Below are 23,022 nucleotides of genomic sequence, written 5' to 3' on the forward strand. Positions count from 1 at the left end.
GGTTGCTATCGCAGCTCAAAAACCATGCTGATACTGTTCCCCTGACGACTCTGCCCCATTAATCGATAACCAAATGCTTCTACTTCATGAATGGAAATTGGCTCTCTCATCAACTGATGTAAACCAGCAGGATTTCTGATGCAGATCTTTGCTTGGGATGTTTCACGAATTCTTTGCACTACACGGCTTTTTCCTTCCACCATGGCTGCTACCACGACTAAATCAAACGCACTGTAGTCCATCTGATCACCTGAGCCTCGAATCACTGGAAGGTCTTCCCTATTGAGCTTCTTCAATACCCCAGAAAGTAAAGAGACAACTTCTTCATCACGATCGATACAGGTAACAGGAGATCCGCTATATGTGGAGAAATGAATCTGAGACTGAGGTAAAGCACCGCCTCCCAGCATAGCGATTTTTTTGTCATCTTTACTAAAATCTAATCCCAGCGCTTTCCATTGCTCAGCCTGAGCTTTCAAAACATCTGGCAGTAGCTTGTCGAACCAAGTGCTCTCAAACAGATCTTCAATGTCACCAGACAAATAACTCTCTGCCACTTTTTTTTCTGACATCAGGTGAAGCATGGCATGCCGGTGTGTCAGATCCTGCTTAAATGGAATTCGAGCAATAATGGCCTGAACTTCTCTGTCTGTCAGAGGCGTTGCAAGTAAAGCAACAAGCTCATCATAAAACCTTTTCACCGAGGGTGTTTGGAGAACAGGACTTGGCATAGTGCAGAAACGGTCATACAAACGGTATAGCTCTTCAACTATCTGATCCATCATCAAAATCCTTGTCGATATTAGAAGACACTGATAGTAGCAATTAGATCAGTATAGAGGTATGGGGGAAAACCCTAAGTAAAGACTAAACAACACTTTCTGACGTTGTCACAATAGCCAGATAAGCAGGTATCGGAAGCATAATGCCCTTATATTTGGCAAAGAGTCATAGCACTACATTACGACTTTAACGTGAGAGTCTTTAACGGATTTTGAGCGAGATATCTTTCTGAGTTTTTCCAGCTTCTCATAAGCTTTCTTTTTCTTATCTGCACAGGGAGAGACATACGGTTCAGCTTTTCTCAGAGGTACGTTGAGCATATTTGTTCTCCGATATACTGCGGACGCAACGGCAGTCAAACCCAGACACAATTGTTTTCAAGGTATGTCCATCATGGACATACCTCAATCTTAACCTACCAGAGTTGTAACATTGAAAACTCAATATCAGCGACCAGATCAACCATATCCATCATAGATATAGTTCATCACTTCCCACCTCTACTTCCTCACTTTTCCAAAAAGGAAGGAAGTCCTAGGGGAGCTGGTGTCTACGAAAACTCTGCGGCTCAATGACCCCGTATGACTCAAAGTCTCCAGAAGGACCCGCGCCTTTCCGGGGCAGAAGTAAGGAAGTTCGATCAGCAGATAACGGCAATCAGAATGGACTGGCCAGAGAAAGGAAACCAGCCGCAAGCATTCAAACCTGGGCTGGTTCATAGACGCTGTGGGGCATCTCTGATTCAGAGCTTAGTCACTCAACTAACTTACCGTCAAGGTAGAAAACCCTACCCTCACCCATCACTCAGGAAGTACTACTACAACCCCCCTACAAATCTATAGATCTGCAAAGACAATGCGCTCCTTCGTACCCGTATTGCTTAAACCTTCCAGAAGGACCCGCGCACCCTGGATAGTCGTTCTATCCAATCAATCTCCCTAATCAATCACCTAGTCAATCCAAGTCCTACCCTGCCAACCCACTTCAACCAATCCCCTGTGCATGATTGCCCAATCACACACAGGGGTTCAGTCTTAGTCATCAGCTTTCAATCATCCCTAACGCCGACTCACCTTACCCAGTCTCAGCCAGTCGTTTTGCCAGATGCTCAGGAGGCTTCAGCATAAACAGAATCTGATGCTGAGCCTTATACAGCCGCTTATAGAACGTCGGCTTAGAACACCCAGCCTTGCCGCATTTCTCCGCCAGTTCCAAGTGAACATCCAGGTACTGAGCCTCTACCACCATCCGTAGTTCAAGGGGTAATTTAGTCACAGCCCTATCGGTATCGAAGATATCATCCGGCATACTGTCACTAGAGGAATTGGTAGAGCGGATATGTTGCCCACCGCCTGCGATCAGTGCCCCCAACATTGAACAGCCATAGGCCTCACCCGGTCCCTGTTCATCGTTCATCAGTCGCCATCTTGCCCAGATCTGCAACTTACCATCGATGCCAGGGATCGCCTTCAGCTTCTTCGGTCCCGTCTTGCCCGGCCCAGTCTTCCCCGAAGCCCTCTTCTTAGCCTGAGTGGCTCCCTCCTGTCCTGAGTTCTCCTGCAACAGCATCTGTGCTGCCTGAATCCGAGTATTGGATTGAGCAGCAGCAGATGCCTCCTGCCGATCATCTCCGTTAATCGTTTGCTTGATTCCCATGAGTCATTCCCAGTTGTGATTTCAATTGATCCAGAAAGCCCTGTGCCGTGCGCATCTCCTGTTCCGTGCGCAAGGACTGCCCCTTCTGGTGCTGTTCCAATGCCCTTGCTCTGGGTTGTGGAATGGTGAGCTTTGCCCCAGACATCACCTCACGACACAACCTCAGACTCGCCTGCAGCAACCGACTGAGCGATGCTGAACCCCGCATCCGATCCGCCTGTGGCCGGGTTGCTTGCTGCTGATTGAATTGCTCCCTGGCCTTGCGCTGAGCCTCTTCCTGTTTCTGGGCTTGCCTCAAGGCTTCCGCCTGGGCTTGCTCCGGTGTCAGCCCCGGCGTGTGGACCATAGTTTCTGGCTTGAGACTGGGACTGATCCCCCGGCTGGAAATAATCAAACGCCCCGGCACAGCTAACGGCCAAGCGTTCAGCGGCATTTCTCGGTTTACTGCGCCCTCCGGCGCTAGACGATGATCTTGCATAACGTGACTCCCGGTTAGCTTGCTGGGAACGATTGGACGGATGGGCATGACTGGCCTGAGAGAAACCACCCACCCCATCACCCGTAGAGAATTCAGATCGATTGCGCTGATACCACAGCAGCTGATCCACCAGTTTCACCTCCCACTTGTACTGAGACAGGGCCAGCCCCTCGCTGACACGGTAGGTGCGAAACTCGCTGAGTAGATCCTGATAGCACTCAGGGGAAAGGTCTTTCAGTGACACACCACGAATTCGGCACAGACGGTCCAGCCGGTCTAAATCCGGTTGCCAATCACAAGACATGGGGAAACGGTCAAAGGCACTGCCGGTGCTCTCATCCCGTTGGAATACATCGTGAACTTGCTCAGTGCTTGGTTGGCCTTGGTCTGGCTGAATATGATCAGGCTGGCTCTCTGGCTGAGATTGACTTAGATCACCACCACCCTGTTGCAGGGCTGACGGCTTTGGTTCTTGCTGATCCTGAAAAACCTCATCCATCGTATGTTGGCTGTGGGCTGCTGAAGATTCTGGACCGTCACCCAATGGCACACCGGCAAGCACAGAGTTAACCGCGCGCTCAGCATCAGCAGTAATCTCTGACGTATTCTCTGTAGTAATCTTTGTATATAGTTTGCAGGATTCAGCGCCTTGATTGCAGGATCCTGCAAACTAAACGCAGAATCACCCAAACTAAGTGGATAACTCTGTAGCGCCTTGTTATCTAAGCCGTTTTCAGCACCCATATCCCATTGATAGCCTGAAGCCAAATCAAGGCCACTCATCGAGTATGCTGCATCCTGCAAACTGCTATTTTTTAACACTTTTTCCTGATCAGATTTTAAGGATGCAGAATCCTGCAAACTGGCGTTTTCACAGGCTTTTTTCTTTACCGCCTGAGCACTCGCCAAAGCAGAATCAGCGGCTATATCACCTACAGTATTCCCCTGATCTGTATCCTTAATCACAGGTGGAAAGCTCACAGAATTATCACCGCCATTACCTGCTAAGCCACCTAACGAACCACCGGATGGCGAACCACCACCCGGCCCGACCAAGGCCATAATGCACTCAAACAGACGATTCAGATTCAGCCGGTAAAACAGCTTCGCCGGACGGCCCCTAAGCTTCTCCTCCAACAGCCCCGCCTTTTTCAGATCCCGACGTGCCCGCACCTGCTCAGAACGAGTTAAGCGCGTTTCCAACTGCCACTCCTTACCCGTCTTATAGAACCAGCCCGCCCGCTGAGACGGAATACGCCCACCCGTAGACCAGTAATACACCTAGCTTAAAAACACCCCGCCCACAGTGGAACCGGCCACATCCCGGAACACCGGATGATAGGCAATAGTCCGCTCTAATAACGTAGTAATCAGCTCTACCTGCATACCTGAAACCCTCCTTTCGGGCACAAAAAGACTCCCCTGCAGCCCGAACGGCACAGTGAAAGAACAATCCAATCTGGTTAGAAAAAATCAGCGCCCGTTACGGGCCAGAGCACAAAGACATGGCGATCCCTCCATTAATAAAACGCCCATCGGCAAACCATCGATCAGCACAGCTGTCGTCAACAGACCGTCCATCAACAAACAGTACAACCGACCTACAAAACGTGCTATAAACAAGACAGACAAAGCCTCTATACCCAGGTAGACCGCCGCCCCCGCATTAGTGCGAAAGCCACCAGCGCGCCCAAAGCAAGACCCCAGCCAGCTCAAGGCAAAACCCACAGGCCGCAAGTATCCCGCCAGGCCGATTCAGTAAAATCGACACAGCTCACCCCGGCCCAATCACGGGGGAAAACGAAGCTCACCTAACGGTGAAAAAAAGAATTAAGGCATCACACGCCCTCCCATCACTCACAAATTCAAGAGACAAAAAAAGCCCGATAGCTCGCACAGGCTTTAACCGCGAACGACTAAAGCCTCTACCGCCATCAGGCTAGTGATAAATACCCTGGCCCACCCCAGCCACTAAAGCCGACTGGTTACAATAGGCTGAGTGCAACCCTGAAGATCCTTCAGCACCCATCGCAACAGCATCAAACGCTCAAAGGTGGGCGTCTTCTCCATCGCCTGACCGTTTTCAGACAGCTCACAATAGATCGACGTATGGCCACCATGAGGACTATCAGCCCGCATACAGCGCAACGCCTCTTCAAGTGCATCAACCGCCGCTGTGATCTTCTGATTCACCGCCTCCCCGGTACGGGACTCAAACGACGACTGAGATTCAGGCAGAATCGCCGGAAACATCTCCGCCGCCTTCGCCTGCAACGCCTCAGAAGGGATCAGATCAAAACCCGGTTCCGGGCGTGGTTCTGGGGTTAAACGTGACATAACAACTTCTCCTACTTAGTCCATAAAACGCTCAGACAACCGACGTAACACCGTCAACTGACGCCGAGCTTCCAACACCGCCGCATTGAACCGCCGAGCCTCTTGCTGATCCACCCGGCCATCTTGCAACGCTGAAATCAACTCCTGAATCGACTGATTCGACGCATCCAACACACAAGCCCCCTGGCTGAGCACATCCAGATCACCGGGCAACTCCTTTACCTCATCCAACCAGTGCCACACCGCATCCATCTCAAAACACACCGCATTTAAAATGCGCTTATCACGGGTGACACAGCCAATCGCCACCGCCTCATCCGCATTTAACTTGTGAGATTCCACATTGCCATTCAGCTTATTGGCCAACGTACCCGCATTCATACCCAGCGCATACGCCACCGCCGCCACCTTACCGGGATAGGCATACACCTCGTGATAACAAGCCTGAGACAGAGACAAAGTGCCCCCATCATGTTTTCTGGGTCTTGCTCCCATGTGTGGTTGCTCCTATTAAAAACGTGGAATTGGCCTCTCACCTACACCAGACTTAATTGGCTATTTTCCTGAAGTTTCTGGTATTGAGAGTCGTAAAGATCTGAGATTGCCACCCCACAAGACCAACGTGGCCGGGTAACAACGCCCCTTTTGATACGGTTGATCGTGGGCTGGGAGGTTTCGCACTTCTGAGCAATAGCCGCCTCAGTCATGCCTGCTGATTCCGTAAGCCATACCAACATCTGTCTGGGTGTTAGCTTTTGAGAGTTCATACGGAGTCCTCTTAGTCATTTCACCTTTAAAATAAAACAAATATGTATAATTTTTCAATACATATTTGTATTTCAAAAATACAGATAAGAAACTGATAATGCTTGAATGAACTTTGACGGAACGCTTCTAGCGAGAAATATCAGATACTTAATGCTACTCAAGGGCATCAAGTCTGAAACCGAACTGGCCAATAGAGCCGGAATGAATCAACCCACAGTCACCCGAATTCTGGGCGCTGCCGGTGAGCCACGCATATCTAACGTAATGAAGATTGCTGCTGTTCTCGAGGTTGATTACTGGAGGCTGATCAGTAATGATCTGGAAAACCAAGGTTCGAGCGCTTCTGCTCAAAGTTCCGACATTACGATGTCTGTGGAACAAATTGATTTACTGAGAGAAATCCTAGTCAGAATTGAGCTTATTGCTGAACGGGACCATAGATCAATTACCGCTCAACAGAAAGCGCAAATCACAGCTGCCGCCTTGGCTACTGCGCTCACTGAAGGACTCAAGGCAGAAGATTTAAACGACACCATGCTGAGAAGTGCGCTAAACGCATCAATTCAAAATTCCCCACCGCTTAGCCCAGCCTAACTCTTTCATATTCAGCATAACTTCTAAACGCACCACTTCAGCATCAGACAAATCTCTTCTCCTAAGCAATTGAACTCTTTCAATCAGCAACTGCTCTGCTTCGTGAAGCTTTTTATAACTATCTGAAATTTCGATAACTTTCTCATTTTCTGATGAGACTACTCTTATCCTTGCCATTGTTTACTCCCTCCTGAAGCTTGACTCCATTCCCATACACATCCGTATCGGACAACACCTCAAAACTAGCCAAGATTGATCGAAAACGAGCGAAAAAAATCACAAAAGGGTTTGACATTAAAATTTTTGCGTATATCTTTACTAGCAAATAAATACATAAATGTATTAAAAGATATTCAAAGAATTAACCACTCAGGCTTGAGTGAGTAGAAAGCAAACAAGGTTATCGGCCTCAGTCCTTGAGGGGCCATGTTGCATCAGGAATGAGTGCAGCAACGCTCTTTAACAATGTAGGGAGCCTCTGAAAAAGCTTTCTGTTTTTGAGATAATAGCTCCACTTATTGCCGGAGTAACAAAACATGGATCAGATGTCATTTTCAGAGGCTGAATTTCAGTATAAGAAACGTAAAACACGTCGTGAGAAGTTTCTCGAACGGATGGATGCTCTGATCCCATGGGGAAAACTTGAACAGCGTATTGCCCCCTTTTATCCAAAGGGTAAAGGTGGCCGCCCTCCCTATCCTCTGGCTGTCATGCTGAAAGTTCACTGCATGCAGCTCTTCTATAACCTGAGCGACCCTGCCATGGAGGATGCGCTGTATGAAATCGAATCCATGCGTCGTTTTGCCGGATTAAAGCTTTCCGGCCCTCTGCCCGATGAGACCACCATACTGAATTTCCGGCGTCTGCTGGAGAATAATGAGCTTTGTGAAGTGATTTTCCAGACCATTAATCAGCACCTGTCTGAGAAAGGGATGTTCCTCAGAGAAGGCACCATTGTTGACGCCAGTATCATTGATGCGCCATCTTCGACAAAAAATAACACCGGTCAACGCGATCCTGAAATGCATCAGACGAAAAAGGGCAATCAGTGGTATTTCGGAATGAAAATGCACATTGGTGTGGATGATGTATCAGGCGCCATCCATAGTCTGGAAACCACCCCTGCGAATCATCATGATATTACTCAGGGAGGTCAGTTGCTGCATGGAGATGAAAGCCGCGTCTGGGGTGACTCGGGGTATACCGGTATTGAGAAACGGGAGGAACACAAAGACCGCAAGGTTGACTGGTTTATAGCGATGAAACGGGGTAAGCGGTCAGCGTTATCGAAAGATAGCCGTGAAGAGGCCAATGAGCAGAAAAAGGCAGGTATCCGGGCCTTCGTTGAACATCCCTTCCGGTATATCAAGCAGGTCTTTCATTATGGGAAGGTAAGATATAGAGGGCAGAAGAAAAACAGAGACCGTCTTTATTTATTGGCGGGGTTCAGTAATTTACTGATTACAGAAAAATATCTGGCAGTCTGATATTTATGAGCCCTCAGGCTGTTTATCGCGTATAAAAGTGCTGAATGAATCGTAAAAAGGTAAAAAGCAGCTTCAAAAAATCAGGTCAGACAGGTTAACAAGTTAGAAGACTGCTTTTTCAGAGGCTCCGTAGATTTCAGATGTGAAAAACCCCGCCTGGAATGGGCCAGGCGGGGTTATATTGAAATATCGATAAATGAAATTATTATTCACCTGACAATAGATGACCAAATTTTTCATAATATAGAATATAACTTCGAGCTACATATCTTATTATAGGTATGGCATAAGTCATTTTTCGATATTCATCAGTATCAGCATTAGAGAGTGACTTTTTTTGTTTTGAGGTCTCTCCTCCATGAGCGATACGATGACGGTATAAGGATTCAAAGTCTTGGTATGCCTTTGATAGCTTTTTATCCCTATACTCGCCATACATTAATTGGTCTGGAAATCTTATAACTTCTTTTCGCAGTCTTTTTATTTTGCCGATATCATCATTAAGGTTTTCAGCAACTCTAAAAAAAGATAAAAACTGATATGATGCCTCATTACTGCTAACACCTGCACTATAGATAGATTTCGGCTGAATAAGTCGTAAATTTTCTTGACGACTCATGCTGCCAATGTCTACAGGCTTAGATCGCCTGTGTGCTTCTATAAAAATTTTCCCACTCGGTAATCCAATACAAAACTTCTGACATACATGAATTGGGCTATCAGAAGCAAAAGTTAAATTAGATATTACCGCATTTGTGGCGTCATTTGCTCTAATCATCATAGATTGGTGATTTTGTGCAGTCCCTAGAACAGAGAAAAGCAAAAGCCTACCATTTGGTCCAGGGCATAGTTGAACGTGCAGATCAGGAAAATCATCTATCCTCACCATTGCTTTTTTATCTAAGATAATAGAGCTTCCCGATTCGCTGAAAAAGTCATCTGGATCATATGGAAAGTTTGGATTCGGCTTTAGGTAAAACTGAGCTAAATAAACTTCGTCACTAGTATCAAATTGATCATTAACCGCTACTTCTATTTGCACCATAGTACCAACAAGATTACTCTCCCAACCTCCTTGCGCTGGGAAATCATCATATGGCAGCCTTCTCTCGGGAAATATACTATCCCACTGCGTACCATATTTTTTAAAGTTTTCTATAGCCTCTATTGAAAATGTTTGATCACTATTAATACGACCCAGCAAACCTGCATTAGCTAGACCAACAACAATATACTGATCCAAGCCAAGCTCTCTACATAAATCATTTAAGGATAATTTTTCTTGCTTACCATTCATTCTCGCAACCTAACTTATAATCTTTCACTCTCTGTCAATGGCATTTTTTAGGGGACAACCACTTTATAAACCCTTGCTAATTAATATGTTAGCCCTATAAGGACCACATTAATTCAACATCTTGCCAATTTATAAGAGGTTACACAGTGAAGTATCACTTTATCAATTACTAATTCAGGTATCTGATTAGCTTGTATTCTTAGATAAAAAGCTAGATTCGCCTTGATACGGGCAATACAGGTAGGCTGGTGACTGTAAATGTCGGATATTCTTTTAATCTATTTTAGGCTATGGGCATGATGACGAGTTAGGGTTATGCTGTACTCCTCCTTCAACCGACTCGCTAGAACCAGGCTTACTCATGGATGAACTGACATTTCTTAAGAACCTTGAAAAGAAAGGCATCACCTTTTCAGCCAGCTATGGTGCTGAAAGCGGGACAAGTATGCTCTCTTTGACTACTGAAGATGCTTTGCTGTTTTCCACCGATCCAGTTCAGGAGTTTTCCAACATAAAACCTGTATTTTCCGGCCATATCGGCCGGAAAGTATTGAAGTATTTGTGTCTGGATACTTAACAGCTAGACCGTACTCTTCATTTTTATTAATGATAATTCCTATCACAAGATAGTACAACTTACCTCAAGACCTTATTGTGTTTGAATTTGATTAGTAATAGATTGGCAGACTACATCAATACGCCTGGATGTATTATCATTCTGAATACGACGCTTAGAGCGCCTGTCTCCTTGTTTTTTAAGTATATCAGCTGAAATTATATCGGCACCATCGGCATCTGTTTTTATACTGTTCAACCCTCTCGTACCAAGGTGTTTTATAAAAGCAATTTTTACTCCTTCTGGAAGATTACAAGCTTCTACCGCTACCTTCGCTTTATCACCACAGCAAACTATTAGGTCGCTAACACCCGCCAGCTCAGATCTTAGTCTACAAACATTAGAATCAGAAGTTATTTCAGAAATATCAGCCTCAGACCTTCCTGTCTTCTTTTTATATTCAACTCTAGACCAAGCATTTGTTATTGTTATATTTTTCCTGAAAAGATTATTGTTATTCAGGCTGTTTCTTAGTTTAGCTAACAAACTTGACAAGTTTTTTCCTGTAACTTTGGCTGCAGGCCCTCCTTCTATTTCTTCATATCTTCCTGGACAGGAGAAAACAAAAGCAACTTCTTTCTTTTTTCCAACCTGTAAATGACAGCTCATGATAGTTTCCTTGTAATGTTAAGTTCATATATGCTGAAATCGGTATTTTATCTATTGATCGAAAACAGTGAACTTCATAAAAGTAACAATATCTACAACATCAAGATTATTATATTTACAATATTTATTTATACTATCCCAAAAATTCACCTCTGAATCTTTAAAATGTATTCTATATCGATATACTTCTCGATCATTACCGATATGAACCTCATCAAGATATATTAATTCACTACCCTCTAATTCATCAAAAATTGATCTCAAGCAATTATCTGTAACCCTTTCAATTTCATTAGGGTCAAAATAAATACGATCTGAATCAAAGCCAGAATAATTTTTCTCATATTTACTTCTAGACAATGATATAGCAAATGTTTTCCTAGCCTGCGGCGATAATGATTCAAATACTTTAATCATTGAATTAAAAGCTTTAATATCCTCTTCATGGAAAGGCTCTTTATAGTATACCCCAGAATCATTAACATTTATCTTTTGAAGATTTTCAATACGATTAGCTTTTACATTAGAAGTAACATCTACTATTGATTCTTGCATGAGACTTACCATATTCTCAATATTGGTAAATCTTTTTTCGTGATCATCTTTAAAGGCTTTCAGTTTTTCTATAGAGTATACTTCTTCCTTATTTGTTTCAATGTGATGCTCATAACACATCAACATAAGGTTATCAAAACTTCTCCTTTGTTCATTAGTCATGTTTGGGTCAAACCTCTCACCTTTAGGCATTGCTGCAGAAATGTGACAAATTTGCCCAACAAAATTTCCCTCATTGTTAAACATTGGTTTTATACATCCAGGGAAAGAGCATTGATTACCTGAAACCGTATATAGTCTTCTTAGAGTATCTGTTTTTGGCGGTAGTCTTTTTGGTTCTTCCATAGTATTTATCAGCTCTATTGGGGTTACTCTGATCCGAAAACATCATAGAGGAAAAACATTTCGTAAACCTCAGCTAATCAACAGGTTAGCTCTCTATGAGCCGTATCAGATCGACATATTGTCAATTTAACAGAGGTTACACGGCAAAGTATCATTTTATCAATTGCTAATTCAGGTACCTTATTAGTTTTTATTCTGATATAAAAATCTAGATTCGCCTCGATACGGGCATTACAGGCAAACTAGCGACAAAATATGACTGATATATTTTACCTTATTGGAAAATGGCTGATTAAGAATATGCAGTATCAATCCTTCGAGCCCACTCCAGGCTTATTCATGGATCAATTAACATTTCTTAAAGACTTTGAAACAAAAGGCTCCACCTTTTCAGCCAGCTATGGCGCTGAAAGCGGGAAAAGTATGCTCTCTTTGACTACTGAAGAAGCTTTGCTGTTTTCCACCGATCCTGTTCAGGTGATTGCCAATAAGTGCAATGTCGCCATCAGTGATTATCACAACAAGGTCAGCGAAGGGTATAACGCTCAATGCTCTGCCAATACAGCAAAGGGTAAACGCTGCAAAAATATCGTCAGCGGCGGCCATATGGTCAGCTTGGAGAAATGGGCAGAGCTAACCGGCCAGTATTGTGAGGTGCATGAGCAGGGATGATAGTGGTTTTGGGTCTAGAATCCTGCGATCTGGCGTTACGGCTTGCTAATTTACCTCATATTACTGGGTTGAGTATCATTTAATCTATTAGCTATTTCAGATCAGCACATCTATACCCCCCATTTAGCAATTATCGATCTATATCATTCTCATAAAGCTAGGGATATTACTATTTTTCACAAAAATTATTCACTACTTTCAGCGCCTTGTTTACAATCCATACTTTATTATTAGCGTGCTAGCAAAAACTGGTGATTAAGAAATGGAAAAGGTAATTAGTGTTAAAAAAATCAACCTGGATAAGCAGAACCCTAGACATGGTCGTTTGTCATCAGAGCTAGAGATCATAGATTTCATGATTGAAAATGAACAAATAAAGAATCTTGCGAAAGATATTGTCGCAAAGAAGGGGCTCAACCCATTTGATAATATTGGCGTAATCCCTGACCCCAGCCAACCAGATACTTACTTTGTTGCAGAGGGTAATAGGCGCATTTGTTCATTAAAACTATTGTTGAACCCTGAAAAAGCAAACAACGAAAAAAACATTAATTTCTTTGCTAATCTTGCAGAAGAAATTGATCCACCTATAACCGAACTCAAGACAATAGTATTTGATAGCAGAGAATCAGTTAACCAGTGGATTAAACAAAGGCATGTGGGTCAACAAAATGGTATAGGTGTAAAAGACTGGGATGCTCGACAATCCTCACGCTTTGATGGAAGAAGCAGCCCTAATGCTCTTTCTGACAAACTACTTGAATATGCAGCAAAACGCCAAATCCTCTTAAAAGAACAAGTTAAAAAAATTGCAATTACAACTATTACACGCTTTCTGAACAACACTCATTTTCGTAAAACAATCGGGATTCAAGAGAAAAAAGATTTAATAATTTGGTCACCACAGAATGAATTTGACCCTATCATTAAACGCTTTTTACATGACGTTCTTGATAGCTCTAAGAAAGACGTATCTTCTCGATCCAATGCTGAAACAATCGAAGATTATGCAGATAATCTGATCAGAATGAAGATTGCCCCAGCAACACGACTCGCCAAAAGTGATCATATTAATCTTGAGGATTTTGTTTACGATTCACCGGACGACAATCCTTATCAGGCTCAAAAAAACATATCTCCTAATTCAGCCCCTTTTTCACCAGATGAGTCGCAAAATTCCACCACAGACCATGAAACTCTGCAAACTCCGCTTAATACCTCTGGGAATACCCCACAGGTTGACCCCGAGGACGTAGAAGAACCTATTTTTGCTGATGATAACCAGAACAAAGAATCTACAACTCAAGCTTCCTCTTCTAAATCAGATCATCAAGCAGATATTTCACCAAGTCCCCTTAAACCACGTAATAACCAGAATCCTCGGGATAGGAAGTACATTATTCCTTCTAGTTTTAAAGCGAAAATTAGAGATAAAACACTCAAAAGAATCTTCGACGAACTTACCGAGATTGAGGCAGGCAGACACACTTTTGCAACCAGCTATCTGATGCGAGCATTTATAGAAAACCTTTTTGCAATTTATCTTAAGAAAAAAACAGGAAACGCTCCCGAACAACTCCATAAAAAAATAGACCAGACTGCCAAACGACTAGTAAATGATGGCAAGTTTAAGGACCAAGACGTCAAGTATCTCCGTATAATGCTGACCTCTGATCATCCTCACTCAGCGAATAGTCTAGGCTATGTAATCCATGGTGGTGCCATCCCAACCAAAGACTCCATGCTAGCACTATGGGACAGCCTAGAAAAAATTATCGAAACCGTTTTAAAAGAAATCAAATAAGTTATGGCCATAGAATTTAGAAGAAGGTAAAATGAGGCCATGCCTAGCACAAATACACCTTTACGTTACCCTGGTGGAAAGAGCCAGTTAACGCCTTTAATCATAGAATTAATGCAAGCTAATAATCTACTAGCTGGCGAATACGCCGAGCCCTTCTCCGGTGGGGCTGGCATCGCCATTAATTTACTTCTGAAGGGGCATGTTAACCACATTTATCTTAATGACTTTGACGAAGCCATTTATGCATTCTGGTACTCGGTCATCAATTTTAGTGAAGCACTTTGTGAGTTGATTGAAAAAACAGATATTACTATGGATGAGTGGCATCGACAAAAATCTATCCTGTTCAGTGACACACCAGATCTTTTAGAAAAAGGGTTCGCTGCGCTTTTTTTAAATAGGACTAACCGTTCTGGTATTTTGAAGGCAGGTGTAATCGGCGGTTTAAAACAGGCAGGCTCTTATAAGCTGGATTGTCGCTTCACTAAGCCCACTCTAATTAAAAAGATCCAGAGAATTACTGAACATCGCGACAGTATCACATTAACTCAACTGGACGCATTGGAATTTATCAAGTGCATCCTACCTACAAGCTCTAAAAATACCCTGATTAATCTTGACCCTCCTTACTTTAAAAGAGGCCAAGAGCTATATACTAATGCGTATAGCAGAAACGACCATCAAGAACTAGCTAAAGCAGTTCAGGCAATTGACCGTAGCTGGATGGTCACTTACGACTACACACCAGAAATTCGTGAACTGTACCAACAGTATCCGATGTATAGTAATAAGCTAAACTATTCCGCACAAACCAAACGTATTGGGACAGAACTATTGATTCTTGACCCTAAACTAATAGCCCCTGGTTCTCTTAAAGATCAGAGAATTTCTTGCCAGCAGATGTTTGAACAAGTTCTATTGGCAAGTTAATTCAAATAAGAGATAGAAAATAACCACTTCCTTATCCCTGATAAGTCAAGTGGTTAAGCCCGTGGCTCTACGTATTCAGGCCGAGGAAACCATCTGTGGAATGCGCTTAGCGATGCGATCAGTTCTGCCCTTCGCTCTCCAGATATCGATTTTGTCCGCTACGTTGCCAGTAAAGCTGATATTCAGCGTCAATTTAATGCTCGTTTTATTGAAAGTGTTACACCTATCGTTAAGCAGGCTATTCAGCGCTCGGTCAGTGAAATGATAGTTAGTGGCCTTTCGTCTGGTTCGGTTGTGGCTCCTCCGCCAGTTGTGGCGGCACCTGTTCAGCCTGAGCCGGTAGCAGTGCCTACTGTGGATAACGTTGACGAGAAGGCAGATATTATTGATCCGAATAACGCTAAGATCATCACAACCTATGCTGAGCGCCGTTTGTTTGAAGTCACTCAGGATATTCTGGGACCGGATACCGAGCTGGCCGCTAAGGATACGGAAAGCTATTACTCGATCTTGTTCCAGGGTAAGGTGAACCGTTGGCTGATGCGTTATCAAGGCGATAAGAAGCAACCGAGTGTTTCTTTCTGCATTCCTATGACGGATGAGCGTAAACGCGAGATCGAACGCGCTGGTCTTGAGCTTGGCGCGGGTGACAGTGTGATTATCATGCAACCGGAGCATATCGCCCGTATACCGGGCCTGATCTTTGATGCTCTGGCTTACTGTTCAGATGACGCTAACTTTAAGCGTAAGACCACAGAGGCGTGATGATGAGTATAGGGCAAAGGCTGGCTTAGCTGGCCTTGGCTCTTCCCGATCCGGCCCAAGTGCAGCACCTGGTCTACATCTATCGAAAGCAGTGTATCCCTAATCACGGGTTGGCAGCTTAACTGATTGCCGGGGTCGACGAGTTGTTACAAAGATACCTGCAACAACAATCAACATGTATAAAGCTGAACTCAGTGTCTGTGCCTCTCCTAAAAAGATCCAAGCCATGATACTGGCAAAAATAGGTGTAGACATACCGATTGTATTATGAACACTGGGGCTGATAGCTCTGGATGCTTTATTATTTAAGATATTAGGTATCAAAGTCGCTACTATTGCTAACCCAATCAGACCTGTAATGGTATACAGATCAAGGTCATAGGTCGAACTTTGCATCGATGAGAACGGTATAAAAATCACGATACCAATAAAGAATGTGTGAAGATTTATGTTTTCTAAATTTATAGTCTCTCCCACTTTATTCTTATGCCAAATAATGTAGGAATAAACAGCACGCACAAATGCAGCGGCTAACGCCATTCCAGAACCAGCTAATATTGATTGCAGTGTGTACCCTTGCATATTGCTTGATTCACTCAAGAATAAGCCCAATCCTATAAAGGCTATGATAAACCCCAGAACCTCACCGCTATTGATTTTCTCCTTCAAAAAAAACCGGATCATTAGTGTAAACAAAGGTGATATTCCAATAATAAGAGCCGCTATAGCTATCGGAGAGAAGTAAAATGAGTACGATGCAGCAATATAATACACCGTCATAAGAAGCGGCATGATAGCATATGTTTTATCAATACCATTCAATACAAACTTTTTGATAATAAAAAAGCTTCCCATCGCGGCTATTATGAATCGCCAGAAAATAATTTGATCGATGGAGAGGTCGTCAATAATTTTTATGAAAATACCTGTCGACGCCCACAAGGCAGCGCAAGCAAGACTATAAAACATAATTCCAGCCCAACTGAATTGCACAGAGAGCCAAACCAAGCACTCTGTGCATCAAAATTATTAATTCAATACTTTACTCAATCCCTTCCAGTATAAAGAAAGCAATTGAAGAAAGTCATCAGAACCTTGTGAAAAGCGGTTCATTTTATCTTCTGTATCCAGGATTTCCCATATTGTATTATTAAGATCCTCTGCATGCCTTGCCTCTGTTCCATCTAAGTGAACATCATAAAATTCAGCAGCATTTTTCCATAAATCGCCACTGAAACGCTCTTTGTACTTATAGATACCAGCATACATTTTCTCAAGCTGCGGTAACGCATGAGTCTCTTGCGCAACAGCGGCACCAAGCATGGTATATATATCTCTAGAAAACAAAGCTATTGACTCATTGTGCAGATGATAGGTTTCTTCCGTCACTTTATCTTCATTGAGTGTCAACTTATCATCGTAGAAAACCCGTGAAATAATATCACTTGAGTCGATAAATAGTTGGGCATGTGCCTTATCTGCGTCACCATCACCAGCTTCGTCTAGGATATTGTGTTCAAATGCTTCAACAATGGGATTAAAACGATCACTCTGTTGATTTTCTAAAAGCTTTAACCCTTGCGTAAGCCGATAAGCAGTCGGAGCTAACCACTGATTCATATTTGCTATAAAGCAACAGTAGCTTTCATGATCAAATGAGAAAGGGTTATTTTCCCATTTATTAAGCACGTCATTATTCGCAATGACACCTGCTCTTAGTTTTATTTCTTCAAAAACATCCTTATTAATCAAAATAATTCCCCTTATATAAATCAACCAAGATGTATAGTTATATCTGATGATACTTTTGCACAGCAAATCAAAACTTCATTCTCTTTTATCTTTTCCAGATTCACTTTTTTCCTTGTGTATTCTACTTCTCCTGATATCAGCTCAACTTTACACAAAGTACATATTCCACTACCGCAAGAATACTTAGTTCTTACATTATTTTTGATTAAGGCATCGAGTATAGTTTCTCCAGATACTACTCCTATCTTTCTGGTTCTATTCTCGCTTCTCACAACACAAACACAATCCATTGCTCAGCCTCCTCTTTCATTAACCAACCATGTAATATGTGAATAAGTCAGCAATAAAGCTAATACATGGTGGCTAGGCATGCTAATCACCAAAACCAAACAACACAACAAAAAAATACAGAAAAATAAACCACAAAAAGACACCCGGACACTATATTTCACCTACAGCAATCAGAAAAATAACGTCTTAAGACTTTTTCAACCAACAGATACCAAAAGCAGAAAACGCATATAAAACATACAGTTAAGCAGAATATCAAGCGACTCACCAATAACACTCATCATAAAAGCCTTTATTGCGACCTTTAGAATGAAAAATATTAATCACCAAAAAATAGTATGTTGTTGTTTTGTAACAAATAAATTCAATACACATTAACCCATATAAAAGCCCCTATTAATCCAACAATATCTGATGAGACTCTATAATAGCTAAAATTCAGTTAGTACCTCACCATATCCACTTGAAGAGAATAATCAGTAGATATTCGGAGCAAGAGAAACAATACCCTCTGGCAGAACGCCTCAAGACTAAATACCTTTCATCACATAAGAGCACCCCATGAAAGATGCCGTACCTTGTACCCTTCGCTGTGTTCATCCACCCGGTAATGGCCGTGTGGCACTGGCATTTAATAAGGATGGTTCAGACGAAGTTTTCCGCCTGACTACTCCAAAGGAACAAGCAGATCTTCTAGCTGAGATGCTGCAGCAAACGAAGCAAGAAAAGCCGCCACCGATGATGGTCATCTGTGACAGCACCCAAGCTATTCAACAGCTTCACTGGGATCGGCTAACATCCCACGCCTGTTCTTCTATCCCGACACAAACCCAGACACCAACCCCCACACCTGAATACAATCCCCAGCCATCCGGCTTATCACGCTTTACCTTAATCACGGAGAACACTATGTCTGAACAAACCCAATCCGTACCCTCATCACTGGATGAGATCGATCTGCAGATGCTTGAAGCCAAGGAACAACTCCTTCGGGACAAGGCTGCTAAGGCGATTCGTCATGATGAGATCGCTTTGCTTCATGCCCGCCAAACCTGCTAAAAACAGTTGGCTGATTGAGCAGGATGAAAACAATCTGAAGCTAACCCGCTTGATGGACGGCAAGGCGATTGAAACCTATCCGCCGGTCCATCGTTCGATGGCGGGGGTTTATGTGCAAGCCATTGTGCAGGGCTTCCGGCCACCCCGTGAGTTGATGCCGTTAGATCCTCCGATGGTGGATGACGATGATCAGGATTGAATCGACCTTCACTCATCGGGGGCTGATCAGCCGGGTATCCGTTTCTTATGACGGGACAAAAGATCTGGCCGGTATGTTGTCCAGCAGGCAGTTATCTGCTTTGGCCGATGAGGGGGTTCGGGATGAAGTGGAGGCCCTGATCCACCAACATGTGTCGAAGACACTGCAAGACTCTGCTACTGAACTGGAGTCTGATCTGATTCAGTTACTGGCCCGATCCAGTCAATCACAACACCAATCGTAGGGCGTGACGATTCAAAGGCATTGCCTTATTTCCGATGGCTGTATATAAAAACAGTATTCGCGATTTTCTCTCTTTCCCCGTTTTTATTTTTGCATTTCTTACCTTTCAATCGCTTGCCCTGCGCGTTCCGCTTCTCCGTTGTTTCTGCCTTAAGGGGCGTTAGCGGGGCTTTTTTAGAGGATTTTTACAATGACTAAACCCACACCACCGCCGCAGTCCCCATCACCGTCATCCAATGAACTTGAGGCGATGAAGGACCGAGCGTTTAACAACTCAATGCAAAGTATTGAACAGTTAATTAATGAGGCCAGCAGTGATCTGGAAAGGCTGATGCTGGCTACTGGTCTTGCCACTTTGTCACTGGGCGCAATTCACGCGACCCAAGGTGAGGTGTATCTGGATCAGTTCGTAAAGGATCTGGTGACTGAGATAAAGAAGATGCCCATGCCCTTGGTATGTTGTGTTCCTGACCAGCTGAACTGATGGGGTGATGAGATGACTGATTCGACCTCCTCTAAAGCATTGGCACAAAACTCAGCCTCGATGGTTTTCAGTCTGCCGCACGGGGTGATTATCGCCGGGGCTTGGCTGGGCACTCATTATCAAAACGAGATGCTGCAGCACCTGGCCGCTATCCAGCTCGGTTTATTAGCCCTGATTACCTTCCTGCTATTACTGATCCCCTTTGACTACAGCCAGAAGTATCTGGCTAAACCGATTTACCAAGGGGACCGCAGGGAGTGGGATCTAGTCACTATCGGTGTGCTCTATCTGCTGGAATGGTATCTTGTATTCACAACGCTCTAACAAAACGCCCATCATCTTCGCGCTGTCTGATTCCGTTCTGGAACAACACCATATCGAAGTGGATTCCATTTTGATTAAGGCCCACCGGGATGACAGCAACCGGGTTTACTGGCCTCTTCCCGATTGCATGCGTACCTACGATAAGCAACACGCTCAGGAAGCCGCCGAGCTGATGGCCACACTGGTGGAGGAAGTCTCATGAGCCAACTGTCTGTTGAAGAAGCGGCACAACGGCTGAACTTTCCGGGAGGGCGTAACGCCCTCTACAAATACCTGAGAGCCCACGCTGGCTTTCAGGGCACGGTAGCCCCTTACTCACTGGTGTTTGGTGGTTTCTTTGTGGTGATCGATGGCCAATATGAACGGGGCCGTCAGACGGTCCATACCCAAACCACCAAGGTGACAACTAAAGGGCTGACCTATATTGCCCAGCTGATGAACGAGCATCCCCCGGAAACCAAGCCAACACCTCAGAAACGACGAAACCAGCGTAAGAAAAGAAACAGCAAGAGTGCAAAAAGCAATACCGGCCCACCACAGAAGTCAGCCCGGCGAAACACCCTAACCGCCAATCGCTGATTTTGCTCCCAACCTCACAACCCAAAGGTATTGGCTATGACCCAAGCAACTGGACAACTGATCTCCCTGAAAGAATGGCAAGCCCAGCGCTTTGCCGGTAAAGGCCCGACACTTTGCACGATCCGCCGCTGGTGTCAGGATGGCCAACTACCCGCCAAGAAGATTGGTAACCAGTGGTATATCGATCTTGAAGCAGAAACCCAGCTGGCAGAAAAGGAGCTGGCGGACAGTATAAATCAGGCTTTAACCGGGTAAACCACGCGAGCAAGCCACAAAAAAACTGAATAGAAAATGCTCAATACACTGGAGATAGATTATGGAACACCAAATTGACCCGCTTGTTGATGCAAATCAAGCCGCTAAGATGCTCTCTGTAACACCGAAAATAATATGGCAATGGACCAGAGGAAAGAAGCTGGATTTTCCTGAACCAATAAGAATAGGAACTAATTGTACGAGGTGGAGATTATCAGAAATTAACAATTGGATTGAAAACAGAAGGTGATTTAAGCGTTTTCAGGTTGTGGTACAAGATGAGGGATAAATTATTTTGTCGGGCTGAAGGCATCATAAAGTAAGGCTAAGTGGCGGAGAGGGAGGGATTCGAACCCTCGATACCTTTCGGTATACACACTTTCCAGGCGTGCGCCTTCGACCACTCGGCCACCTCTCCACACATATCTTGCTGTTTTTGCTAAGCTTTATTAGCTTGCCTCAACAAGATGGCGCGTATTTTATAGAGACTTTCGGATAGGCGCAACCCCTTTTTACAATTTTTTTATTATTTTTTAGTTTTCTCAATCACTTAGCGCTGAAAGCCCCTTTATTACTGGCTTAGAGCAATATTTGTCGCAAGAAAATAATTTCTTCTATCTGAATAAAGGGTTAGCAAACACTTAATCCATGGAGCAGGGCTAACCAATGCCTGAGAAAAATAATCGAGCCTACCCGTCAAAAGCAACGTAATCGCCTTGGTAGCGCACCGCAACTTTATCGCCTTGAGTGATCTCGGCCACTATCGGCAGACGGCCCCGGCCTTTTTCCTGTACACGGGCAATCAACTGGTCAATACCGCCCTCTTCAGGGCAGTAACAGCGCACCACAAAATCAGACGTTACGGGAGCCATAAAATCGATAGTACCGGTTTTTACTACGGCACTGCGCTCAAGATCATGCTCTATCAGAATCAAAGTGGTTAACGCCCAACCGGCTAAAGTACAGAAAGCACTGATCGAACCACCAAAGCCTGTGCCTTTATCATTCAGGTTCGGCTCAAGGTCGATATAAAACTCAACCACACCCTGCTCAAAGGTCACCTTATTCAACCCCATATGATTAACCAGGGGAATATGATCTTTAATATGTTTTAGAAACTGATCGACACGCTGCTGATCCACAGTGCACTCCTTTTAACTCTCAAGCTCAACTTAATCCAGATTAGTTAACGTCACAGATCTCTTACGCTCAGTGAACGATGGCCAGAAAAACTATGACCAGAAAAGCTACGACCAGCGTTCCACATAGTCTTCGGTGTTATGCTCAGGCACCGGCTTACAGCGCCCCTCAATTTCACCCAGGTAGATAAAGCCGACAATCTGATCATCTTCAGCCAGACCCAAGCCTTTTGACACCACAGGATCAAAAGCCACGTCGCCTGTGCGCCACATGGCACCTAGGCCTTTGGCATGAGCCGCCAGAATAATATTCTGAGCGGCAGCACCAGCCGAGATAACCTGCTCGACGGCAGGCACTTTTGGATGATCCGGTGTAACCTTGGCAATTGCTGCGATCACCATGGGCGCACGCAGTGGCATCATTTTTCGCTTTTTCTGCATCGCTTCTTCGGCATCTGGTTTATCAGCCAGCAAGGCCTGACAGAACAACTCCCCTAAACGCTCACGCCCCTGGCCTGTAAACTCAATAAAACGCCACGGGCGTAGATTCCCGTGATCAGGGGCACGCAACGCGGCCTGATAGATAAACTCTAAAACATCCTGGCCCGGTACTTCACCGGTCAGACGTGGATGAGAATTGCGTTCCAGCAGCAGTGCTTCTGCTTGCATAGTTAAACTCCTGTGTTTTGCCACGTTAACCTATCTTTGACATCCTCCCCGCCCTAAAGGACGGGGATTCCTACAGCTAGACGGCCATGCCCGACCGCAAGAATGTTCCTGGCCGCGTTCACATCGCGGTCGTGAGTGACACCACACTCACTGCAGGTCCATTCTCTTATTCGCAAACCTGATCTACCTCTCGGACTACTGACGGAAATACAACCGCAGCACGAACAGGTTTGGGTGGTGTACGACTCATTCACTTCTTTGAAAACAATACCTGCGTGAACGCATTTATAATCCAGCATCGTTTTCAGCATGGCCCAACCTGCATCCAGCAC

General features: G+C 44.3%; 34 protein-coding genes and 1 tRNA gene. 16 read left to right on the top strand and 19 right to left on the bottom strand.

Annotated features, from left to right (window positions below; all coding sequences use genetic code 11):
• Window positions 1-5: 5 nt before the first annotated feature.
• From H579_RS0115910 to H579_RS0115955, 8 genes are all read right to left on the bottom strand, one after another.
• Window positions 6-782: a bacterioferritin-associated ferredoxin gene (locus tag H579_RS0115910; protein WP_028301525.1), complete on the bottom strand. Its 777-nt coding sequence runs from the start codon at window positions 780-782 to the stop codon at window positions 6-8.
• 1,075 nt (window positions 783-1,857) lie between these two features.
• Window positions 1,858-2,439, bottom strand: coding sequence for a hypothetical protein (locus tag H579_RS0115915; RefSeq protein ID WP_028301526.1), 582 nt, complete (start codon window positions 2,437-2,439; stop codon window positions 1,858-1,860).
• Window positions 2,417-2,584: a hypothetical protein gene (locus H579_RS29185; protein WP_157834636.1), complete on the bottom strand. Its 168-nt coding sequence runs from the start codon at window positions 2,582-2,584 to the stop codon at window positions 2,417-2,419. Before H579_RS29185 ends, H579_RS0115915 begins: the two co-directional genes overlap by 23 nt.
• Before the next feature lie 4 nt (window positions 2,585-2,588).
• A complete protein-coding gene (locus H579_RS0115925) occupies window positions 2,589-3,461 on the bottom strand; it encodes a DnaT-like ssDNA-binding domain-containing protein (protein WP_169449719.1) in 873 nt (290 codons plus the stop codon).
• Window positions 3,347-4,198 carry a hypothetical protein gene (locus tag H579_RS27970; RefSeq protein WP_028301528.1) on the bottom strand — a complete coding sequence of 284 codons (852 nt, stop codon included), beginning with the start codon at window positions 4,196-4,198 and terminating at the stop codon, window positions 3,347-3,349. The genes H579_RS0115925 and H579_RS27970 overlap by 115 nt, the downstream gene beginning before the upstream one ends.
• 690 nt (window positions 4,199-4,888) lie before the next feature.
• Window positions 4,889-5,254 carry a hypothetical protein gene (locus H579_RS0115945; RefSeq protein ID WP_028301530.1) on the bottom strand — a complete coding sequence of 122 codons (366 nt, stop codon included), beginning with the start codon at window positions 5,252-5,254 and terminating at the stop codon, window positions 4,889-4,891.
• Window positions 5,255-5,269: 15 nt separating this feature from the next.
• Window positions 5,270-5,749: a phage regulatory CII family protein gene (locus H579_RS27975; RefSeq protein ID WP_051227690.1), complete on the bottom strand. Its 480-nt coding sequence runs from the start codon at window positions 5,747-5,749 to the stop codon at window positions 5,270-5,272.
• A 41-nt stretch (window positions 5,750-5,790) separates the two neighbouring features.
• Complete coding sequence (locus H579_RS0115955) at window positions 5,791-6,021, bottom strand: helix-turn-helix domain-containing protein (protein WP_028301531.1); 231 nt, start codon at window positions 6,019-6,021, stop codon at window positions 5,791-5,793.
• 106 nt (window positions 6,022-6,127) lie between these two features.
• Here H579_RS0115955 and H579_RS0115960 point away from each other — a divergent pair, with 106 nt between their 5' ends.
• A complete protein-coding gene (locus H579_RS0115960; protein WP_028301532.1) occupies window positions 6,128-6,616 on the top strand; it encodes a helix-turn-helix domain-containing protein in 489 nt (162 codons plus the stop codon).
• Here H579_RS0115960 and H579_RS29190 read toward each other — a convergent pair.
• Complete coding sequence (locus H579_RS29190) at window positions 6,581-6,793, bottom strand: hypothetical protein (protein ID WP_157834637.1); 213 nt, start codon at window positions 6,791-6,793, stop codon at window positions 6,581-6,583. The two genes, H579_RS0115960 and H579_RS29190, sit on opposite strands and share 36 nt — an antisense overlap.
• 359 nt (window positions 6,794-7,152) lie before the next feature.
• On the opposite strand from H579_RS29190, the gene H579_RS0115965 reads away from it, so the two are divergent.
• Window positions 7,153-8,103 carry an IS5 family transposase gene (locus H579_RS0115965; RefSeq protein ID WP_028301533.1) on the top strand — a complete coding sequence of 317 codons (951 nt, stop codon included), beginning with the start codon at window positions 7,153-7,155 and terminating at the stop codon, window positions 8,101-8,103.
• A gap of 205 nt (window positions 8,104-8,308) precedes the next feature.
• Here H579_RS0115965 and mauJ read toward each other — a convergent pair whose 3' ends face one another.
• Window positions 8,309-9,400, bottom strand: a complete 1,092-nt coding sequence (mauJ, locus tag H579_RS0115970; RefSeq protein WP_028301534.1) for a methylamine utilization protein MauJ — start codon at window positions 9,398-9,400, stop codon at window positions 8,309-8,311.
• A 361-nt stretch (window positions 9,401-9,761) separates the two neighbouring features.
• Between mauJ and H579_RS0115975 the strand changes: the two genes are divergently transcribed.
• On the top strand, window positions 9,762-9,977 hold the full coding sequence (locus H579_RS0115975) for a hypothetical protein (protein ID WP_028301535.1): 216 nt from the start codon (window positions 9,762-9,764) through the stop codon (window positions 9,975-9,977).
• Between the two features lie 72 nt (window positions 9,978-10,049).
• On the opposite strand, the gene H579_RS0115980 is transcribed toward H579_RS0115975, so the two are convergent.
• Both H579_RS0115980 and H579_RS27980 read right to left on the bottom strand, forming a co-directional pair.
• Entirely contained in the window at window positions 10,050-10,625 is a 576-nt protein-coding gene (locus H579_RS0115980; protein WP_028301536.1) for a hypothetical protein, read from the bottom strand.
• A 51-nt stretch (window positions 10,626-10,676) separates the two neighbouring features.
• A complete protein-coding gene (locus H579_RS27980) occupies window positions 10,677-11,525 on the bottom strand; it encodes a hypothetical protein (RefSeq protein ID WP_157834638.1) in 849 nt (282 codons plus the stop codon).
• A 339-nt stretch (window positions 11,526-11,864) separates the two neighbouring features.
• Here H579_RS27980 and H579_RS0115990 point away from each other — a divergent pair, with 339 nt between their 5' ends.
• The 4 genes from H579_RS0115990 to H579_RS25945 all read left to right on the top strand — a co-directional run bounded on the left by H579_RS0115990 (window position 11,865) and on the right by H579_RS25945 (window position 15,696).
• Window positions 11,865-12,197: a hypothetical protein gene (locus H579_RS0115990; RefSeq protein ID WP_157834639.1), complete on the top strand. Its 333-nt coding sequence runs from the start codon at window positions 11,865-11,867 to the stop codon at window positions 12,195-12,197.
• A 262-nt stretch (window positions 12,198-12,459) separates the two neighbouring features.
• A complete protein-coding gene (locus H579_RS0115995; protein WP_028301538.1) occupies window positions 12,460-14,001 on the top strand; it encodes a hypothetical protein in 1,542 nt (513 codons plus the stop codon).
• A gap of 39 nt (window positions 14,002-14,040) precedes the next feature.
• Window positions 14,041-14,931, top strand: coding sequence for a DNA adenine methylase (locus H579_RS0116000; RefSeq protein ID WP_028301539.1), 891 nt, complete (start codon window positions 14,041-14,043; stop codon window positions 14,929-14,931).
• Between the two features lie 294 nt (window positions 14,932-15,225).
• Window positions 15,226-15,696 carry a hypothetical protein gene (locus tag H579_RS25945; protein ID WP_051227692.1) on the top strand — a complete coding sequence of 157 codons (471 nt, stop codon included), beginning with the start codon at window positions 15,226-15,228 and terminating at the stop codon, window positions 15,694-15,696.
• A gap of 99 nt (window positions 15,697-15,795) precedes the next feature.
• On the opposite strand, the gene H579_RS0116010 is transcribed toward H579_RS25945, so the two are convergent.
• From H579_RS0116010 to H579_RS30125, 3 genes are read right to left on the bottom strand one after another with little or no spacing between them, the layout of a single operon-like run.
• Complete coding sequence (locus H579_RS0116010; RefSeq protein WP_157834640.1) at window positions 15,796-16,689, bottom strand: DMT family transporter; 894 nt, start codon at window positions 16,687-16,689, stop codon at window positions 15,796-15,798.
• 36 nt (window positions 16,690-16,725) lie between these two features.
• Window positions 16,726-17,448 carry a DUF3865 domain-containing protein gene (locus H579_RS0116015; protein ID WP_028301541.1) on the bottom strand — a complete coding sequence of 241 codons (723 nt, stop codon included), beginning with the start codon at window positions 17,446-17,448 and terminating at the stop codon, window positions 16,726-16,728.
• A gap of 20 nt (window positions 17,449-17,468) precedes the next feature.
• On the bottom strand, window positions 17,469-17,738 hold the full coding sequence (locus tag H579_RS30125) for a 2Fe-2S iron-sulfur cluster-binding protein (protein ID WP_084624172.1): 270 nt from the start codon (window positions 17,736-17,738) through the stop codon (window positions 17,469-17,471).
• A gap of 562 nt (window positions 17,739-18,300) precedes the next feature.
• Between H579_RS30125 and H579_RS0116025 the strand changes: the two genes are divergently transcribed.
• The 9 genes from H579_RS0116025 to H579_RS30130 all read left to right on the top strand — a co-directional run bounded on the left by H579_RS0116025 (window position 18,301) and on the right by H579_RS30130 (window position 21,132).
• Window positions 18,301-18,798 (top strand): hypothetical protein, encoded by a 498-nt coding sequence (locus H579_RS0116025; protein WP_028301542.1) that lies wholly within the window; start codon window positions 18,301-18,303, stop codon window positions 18,796-18,798.
• Window positions 18,779-18,997, top strand: a complete 219-nt coding sequence (locus tag H579_RS25950; protein WP_036566406.1) for a hypothetical protein — start codon at window positions 18,779-18,781, stop codon at window positions 18,995-18,997. The genes H579_RS0116025 and H579_RS25950 overlap by 20 nt, the downstream gene beginning before the upstream one ends.
• Window positions 18,984-19,241: a hypothetical protein gene (locus H579_RS0116035; protein WP_028301543.1), complete on the top strand. Its 258-nt coding sequence runs from the start codon at window positions 18,984-18,986 to the stop codon at window positions 19,239-19,241. Before H579_RS25950 ends, H579_RS0116035 begins: the two co-directional genes overlap by 14 nt.
• A gap of 189 nt (window positions 19,242-19,430) precedes the next feature.
• Entirely contained in the window at window positions 19,431-19,724 is a 294-nt protein-coding gene (locus H579_RS25955; RefSeq protein ID WP_028301544.1) for a hypothetical protein, read from the top strand.
• A 12-nt stretch (window positions 19,725-19,736) separates the two neighbouring features.
• Window positions 19,737-20,048 carry a hypothetical protein gene (locus H579_RS0116045; protein ID WP_028301545.1) on the top strand — a complete coding sequence of 104 codons (312 nt, stop codon included), beginning with the start codon at window positions 19,737-19,739 and terminating at the stop codon, window positions 20,046-20,048.
• The gene (locus H579_RS0116050) at window positions 20,029-20,250 is read left to right on the top strand and encodes a hypothetical protein (protein ID WP_028301546.1); all 222 of its coding nucleotides are present in this window, start codon (window positions 20,029-20,031) and stop codon (window positions 20,248-20,250) included. Before H579_RS0116045 ends, H579_RS0116050 begins: the two co-directional genes overlap by 20 nt.
• Window positions 20,247-20,627: a phage antirepressor KilAC domain-containing protein gene (locus H579_RS0116055; protein WP_028301547.1), complete on the top strand. Its 381-nt coding sequence runs from the start codon at window positions 20,247-20,249 to the stop codon at window positions 20,625-20,627. Before H579_RS0116050 ends, H579_RS0116055 begins: the two co-directional genes overlap by 4 nt.
• Window positions 20,628-20,663: 36 nt before the next feature.
• On the top strand, window positions 20,664-20,882 hold the full coding sequence (locus H579_RS0116060; protein WP_036566408.1) for a helix-turn-helix domain-containing protein: 219 nt from the start codon (window positions 20,664-20,666) through the stop codon (window positions 20,880-20,882).
• Between the two features lie 109 nt (window positions 20,883-20,991).
• Window positions 20,992-21,132, top strand: coding sequence for a helix-turn-helix transcriptional regulator (locus tag H579_RS30130; protein WP_425411353.1), 141 nt, complete (start codon window positions 20,992-20,994; stop codon window positions 21,130-21,132).
• Window positions 21,133-21,212: 80 nt separating this feature from the next.
• Here the strand turns inward: H579_RS30130 and H579_RS0116070 are convergent.
• From H579_RS0116070 to H579_RS28685, 4 genes are all read right to left on the bottom strand, one after another.
• Window positions 21,213-21,300 (bottom strand) — tRNA-Ser (locus H579_RS0116070).
• Window positions 21,301-21,571: 271 nt separating this feature from the next.
• A complete protein-coding gene (locus H579_RS0116075; RefSeq protein WP_028301549.1) occupies window positions 21,572-22,024 on the bottom strand; it encodes a YiiD C-terminal domain-containing protein in 453 nt (150 codons plus the stop codon).
• Window positions 22,025-22,129: 105 nt separating this feature from the next.
• On the bottom strand, window positions 22,130-22,690 hold the full coding sequence (locus tag H579_RS0116080) for a nitroreductase family protein (RefSeq protein WP_028301550.1): 561 nt from the start codon (window positions 22,688-22,690) through the stop codon (window positions 22,130-22,132).
• Between the two features lie 53 nt (window positions 22,691-22,743).
• Window positions 22,744-23,022, bottom strand: coding sequence for an RNA-guided endonuclease InsQ/TnpB family protein (locus tag H579_RS28685; protein WP_036566411.1), 279 nt, complete (start codon window positions 23,020-23,022; stop codon window positions 22,744-22,746).

This window comes from Oceanospirillum beijerinckii DSM 7166 (assembly GCF_000422425.1).
Lineage (GTDB): Bacteria > Pseudomonadota > Gammaproteobacteria > Pseudomonadales > Halomonadaceae > Oceanospirillum > Oceanospirillum beijerinckii.